General features: G+C 72.8%; 3 protein-coding genes. 2 read left to right on the top strand and 1 reads right to left on the bottom strand.

Features of this window, described 5'->3' with window-relative positions; all coding sequences use genetic code 11:
- The first annotated feature begins 249 nt into the window (after positions 1 to 249).
- Together metG and CM1CMNOD_RS04745 are read left to right on the top strand one after the other, a co-directional pair.
- Positions 250 to 1,857, top strand: a complete 1,608-nt coding sequence (metG, locus tag CM1CMNOD_RS04740; RefSeq protein WP_237703088.1) for a methionine--tRNA ligase — start codon at positions 250 to 252, stop codon at positions 1,855 to 1,857.
- Between the two features lie 25 nt (positions 1,858 to 1,882).
- Positions 1,883 to 3,541, top strand: coding sequence for a hypothetical protein (locus tag CM1CMNOD_RS04745; RefSeq protein WP_131773853.1), 1,659 nt, complete (start codon positions 1,883 to 1,885; stop codon positions 3,539 to 3,541).
- On the opposite strand, the gene CM1CMNOD_RS21490 is transcribed toward CM1CMNOD_RS04745, so the two are convergent.
- On the bottom strand, positions 3,435 to 5,472 hold a 2,038-nt coding region (locus CM1CMNOD_RS21490), incomplete at its 5' end, for a hypothetical protein (RefSeq protein WP_165162678.1). The two genes, CM1CMNOD_RS04745 and CM1CMNOD_RS21490, sit on opposite strands and share 107 nt — an antisense overlap.

Consider the following 5,472-nt stretch of genomic DNA (forward strand, 5'->3'; position numbering starts at 1 on the left):
CGCCGGCGCCGTCCCCCGGGCCCCGTCGGTGCCGCCCCGCGGGCCTGGCCCGCGCTGCTCGGTGGGCCCGAGCGGAGCCGTCGGCGTCCGGCACCTGTCGTTGTTGGGAAACCCGGTCGAGAAGCATCGGTGGCGAGCGCTACCGTTGGGAGAGTGACGACCAAGACCGGTGCTTCGCCCGCCTCGCAGGCGACCGAGACCAGTGGTTCGACCGTTTCGCGGGAGCGGGGCAGGCCTGTCCTGGTCGCGGTGGCCTGGCCGTACGCCAACGGTATGCCCCACCTGGGGCACATCGCCGGCGCCTACCTGCCGGCCGACATCTTCGCCCGCTACCAGCGGTTGGCCGGCAACCAGGTGCTGATGGTCTCGGGCAGCGACACCCACGGCACACCGATCACCGTGCGTGCCGACATCGACGGGGTGTCGCCGGCTGAGATCGTCAACCGTTACCACCCGGAGTTCCTGCGCATCTGGGACGACATCGGGATCAGTTTCGACCTGTTCACCTCGACGATGACCGACAACCATCGCGAGGTCGCGCAGGACGTCTTCGTCCGGCTGCGGGAAGCCGGCTACATCGTGCCCGAGGAGACCGTCCAGTTCTTCGACCCGCAGGCCGGCCGCTTCCTGCCCGACAGATACGTGGTCGGGACCTGCCCGTTCTGCGCGTACGGCGAGGCCCGCGGTGACCAGTGCGAGAACTGCGGCCGCACCCTCGACCCGGACATCCTGCTCGACCCGCGCAGCAAGCTCACCGGCGCGGTCCCGGAGAAGCGGGCCACCACCCACTTCTTCCTACGGCTGTCCGCGCTCGCCGACGACCTGCTGGCCTGGCTGGAGACCCGCACCGGCTGGCGCCGGCACGTCATGAACTGGTCCCTGCAGTTCGTCAAGGACGGTCTGCACGACCGGGCCATCACCCGTGACCTGGACTGGGGGGTCCCGCTGCCCACCGACGAGCTCGGCCCTGGCAAGCGGATCTACGTCTGGTTCGAGGCCGTGATCGGCTATCTGTCGGCGAGCAAGGAGTGGGCGGCCCGGTCCGGCGACCCGGACGCGTGGCGTCAGTGGTGGCAGAACCCGGACGCGGCCAGCTACTACTTCGTCGGCAAGGACAACATCCCGTTCCACACGGTGATCTGGCCGGCGATGCTGATCGGCTACGGCGGGCTTGAGCTGCCGACGGACGTCCCGGCCAACCAGTACGTGACGTTCGGCGGGGCGAAGGCGTCGAAGTCCGCCGGGATCGGGCGCGGCGTCCGGGAGTACCTCGACCGGCTCCAGCCGGACGCGCTGCGTTACGCCCTCGCGACGGTGCTGCCGGAGCAGAACGACACCGAGATCACCGACGCGGACATCATCCGGCGGATCAACGACGAGCTGATCGCGAACTGGGGCAACCTGGTCAACCGGGTGATGGCCCAGATCGGCAAGCGTTTCGACGGGCGCGTACCCGAGGCCGGGGAACTCGACGGCGCACACGCCAAGCTGATCGACTCGGTGGACGCCGGCCTGGTACGGGTGGGCGAACTGATCGGGCGGGTGGAGCTGCGGGCGGCGCTGCGGGCCGCGATGGAGATCTCCGCCGAGGTCAACGCCTACCTCTACCGCGAGGAACCGTGGAAGACGGTCAAGACCGACCCCGCGCGGGCCGGGCGCACCCTGGCCGTGTCGATCCAGGCGATCTCCGGCATTACGACCGCGCTCGCGCCGTTCCTGCCGTTCACCTCGGCGCGCCTGGCCGACACCCTCGGCATCAGCCTGGACGTCTGGGAGCGCCAGCCCGTGCCGGCCGGCCGCGCCCTGACCTGGTCCGGGGCGCTGTTCACCAAGCTCGACCCGGACGCCCTGGACTGACGCTCTGGGCGCTGGAAGGACGTCCGTGCCGCCGCCCGGTGACCGGACGGCGGCTGTTCGGTCGCTGGCTGGCCGGGTGGCGGGCTTTCGCCAGGGGGCGAGCTTCCGCCGGACACTGGGAGCCCGAGCGCGGCGGCACGCCGTCTTCGTCGCGATCGCGGCGGCCGGCGCCCTCCTGCGCGTGCTGGTCATCGTCGCCTACCCACCCGCGATCATGTACCTCGGGGATTCAGCGGCCTATCTCGACCAGGCGTGGAACGGGCCGTGGCCGGGGGACTGGCGCCCGTCCGGCTACCCGATGTTCCTGCTGCTCATCGACGGTCACGCCCATCTGACCAGGCTGGTGATCGTCCAGCATCTGCTGACGTTCCTGGCCGGCGCGGCCCTGTACGCTGTCGCGCTTCACACCGTGCGTACCGCCTGGATTGCCGCCTGTGTCGCCGCGCCAGTGCTGCTGTCACCATGGGTGCTCGACCTCGGCCAGTTCGTCCTCGCCGACAGCCTGTTCGGGACGCTGGTCGCCGGCGGAGTGGTCCTGCTCGCCAGGCCGGGCCGGCCCGCCGTACGGGCCTGCGCCGCCGCCGGGCTGTTGCTCGGGACGGCCGTGACGATCCGCACTGTTGGTTACGGACCGCTCGCCGTGGGCGCCGTCGCGCTGCTCGCCATGACCGCCCGGACCCGCGGCCACCACACCGACACCGGCGACCGTGTCGGCCGTGGCGGCGGTGGGCTGGCACGTCTGGTTGCGTTCGTGCTCGCCGCCGCTGTGCCGATCATCGGCTACTCGGCGTGGAGCGTGGCGAACGGGGGCACCTTCTCCGTCTCGGCGCACAGCGGCTTCTTCCTGTACGGGCGGATGGCGCCGTTCGCCGACTGCGGCGTCCTGTCCGGGCCGGAGCTGCGGACGCTGTGCGACCCGCGGCCGGTGGCGCGGCGCACCCAGCCCGACATGTACCTGTGGCCGGACGACTCGCCGCTGCGCCAGGGCAACGACAGCATCCCCGCCGGGCGCGAGGAACTCGCCGGACGGTTCGCCGCCGAGGTCATCCGGGCCCAGCCGGTGATGGTGGCCACAACCACGGCGGCCTACCTGATCGGCTACTTCTCACCCGTCCAGCATGAGAACGCGCGGACCTCGCGGGCGGCGACCTGGGAGCTGCCCACGGAGCTGGCCAATGTCCTGCCCGCGCAGAACCCGCATGCCGCCGACGGCCACTACGTCCTCACCGAGATCTCCCGGCCGCTCGCCGGGAAGCTGACGGCGTACAGCAGGCTGGGCTACCTGTCCATGCCCCTGGTCGGAGCCGGCCTGCTCGCCGGCGCCGTGGCGGCGTCGGCCGGCGTCCGGCGGGGCCGCACCAGGCCTGGTCCCGTCGGATCCGGTCCCGTCGGGAACGGTTCGGCCGGGGGCGGTTTGGCCGGGCTGGGGCGGATGTTCTGGCTGGCGTCCGGGGCGGGCCTGTCCGTGCTGGTGCTCGCGGCGCTGACCGCCGGCTTCGACTACCGCTACCTGGGATCCGTCATTGGCCTGCTCGGCGCCGCCGCCGTGCTCGGCTGGACGGCCCTGGCACGCGCGCTCATGCCGCTGCTCCGGCTGTCGTCGTCGGCGCTGCCGTCGGTGCCGGGGTCGGGGTCGGCGGAGGCGACGGTGCCGACGGAGGCGTCGCGGGCGGGCAGCGGGTGAACGCGGTGATCTCACCGGTCAGCGGCCAGGAGCGCCGGGTCGGCTCGTCCGGGCACCAGCCGAGCCCGCCGAGCAGGGCGTGCAGGCCGCGGACGGCGTCCGGGAACACCAGGTTGTAGGTGACCAGGTACAACGTGCCGGCCCGCGGGCGCCCGGCGAGGAACGGCGGGATCGAGACGTCCCAGCCCAGCGGGGGCAGGACGAGAGTGTCCGCCTCAGCGACCGGCGGCCCGAGCGTGCTCGTCGCCGGATGGCCGGCCGTATCCGCCGCCGGATGGTCTGTCGTTGTCGTCTGGCCGCCCGTCGTCCGGCCGGCGTGGTAGCGCGCGTAGTACTGCTGGGCCTTGTACCACTGCCGTTCGTCCCAGCGTCCGGGGATCACGACCTGGACGTCGCCCGGCTCGGCTGTCCGCCGCTGGACAGCGACCAGCTCCCGCATGTCACCGAGCAGCAGCGGGCCGGTCGCGCTCGCCCGGACCTGCCTGCTCCGCTGGGCCGCGACCGCCCCGGCCGCCAGGACGAACATCGCAACCGCGCCCACGAGCAACACGGCAGTCACCCGGCCCAGCACGCGTCCGCCCGGCCCCGCCCACAACCGGCTCGGCCCGGGTTCGGCCGCCCAGGGCGGGGCCGGCCGAACCAGCGTTGACCGAACCAGCGTTGACCGAGGCAGAGCCAACCGGAGTAGCGCGGACCGGAGCAGCGCCGACCCGCCGGTGCCGGCGAGCACGTACAGTAACGGAAGCAGGAACAGGTTCGCCCGGACGAACCCGACCGGCCATCGTCCCGCCGCCGAGGCGAACGCGATCAGCGCCAGCGCCCCGCCGAGCGCGAGCAGCAACGCCCGGCCCGCCCTGTCCCGCACCGCCACGTCCAGGCCGGCCGCCCAGCACACCAGCGCCCCGACGATCACGCACACGTGCAGCCGGTGATCCGGGCCGGCGAGCAGCGGTGAGCCGGTGAACGGCGAGCCGAACTGGGCGTCCGGCCTGGTCATCGCCGCGGTGAACGCGTTGCGGGGCAGCTCCCACAGGGCCGTGCGTAACTGGCCGGCGGCGTTGTTCCGGGTGAGGAAGAAATTCCGCCAGTACGGGTTCGTGGTCAGATAGCTCTGCGGCAGAACGAACAGCACAAGATGAGCGAGCCCGCAGCCGCCCACCAGCACGGACCCGGCCAGCCCCGCCGATATCGGGCGCCGCCGTGGGTTCTGCCAGGTGCTCTGCCGTGGCCTCCGCCGTGAGCCCTGTCGTGACCTCCGCCGTGAGCGGGCGGACTCCGGCGCCGCGGCATCCGTTTCGGTCGCGGTGCTCCGGGCCCGGTGTGGGCGGTGCGCCCACCAGGCCCGGGCGGCGTCCACGACGTCCAGTAGCAGCAGTGGAGCAAGTACGAACAGCGACGTGACGGCCATGACCGCGCACAGCGCCATCCCCGCCCGCGCCGGCCACAGGCGCCGGCCCGCCTCGGCACGGCGGCGCGCGCACAGCCACAGGTGCGCAACGGCCGCCGCGCACGCGGCTTCCGGCAGGTACGACTTCAGTTGCAGCCCGTAGACGAGCAGCCCGCCGTTGACCGTGAGCAGCCCGGCGACGACCGTGGCCGCCGGCCGCGGCAGCCACCACCGGCCCAGCAGGTAGGTGACCAGCGACAGCACGACCAGCGCGACGATCTGGGGCGCCCGCAGGACGAGTTCGGTGTCACCGCCGAGGGCGGCCGCCAGCTTCTCGACCGCGAACCAGCCTCCGGAAAGCGGCGCGTTCGCCGTCCGCAGGGCCTCGAACCAGCCCGCGCCGACGCTGAGGTGATACGCCCGCCACGCCTCGTCGTACCAGAGCGGACGCACCAGCGTCGGCCACAGCGCGGCGACCACCACCGCGTCCAGCCCGACGAGCGCCGCGACAGCGACCCCGCCCCGCCACCGGCCAGCGCCCTGC

It is taken from the genome of Protofrankia symbiont of Coriaria myrtifolia, assembly GCF_900634755.1.
GTDB classification, from domain to species: domain Bacteria; phylum Actinomycetota; class Actinomycetes; order Frankiales; family Frankiaceae; genus Protofrankia; species Protofrankia coriariae.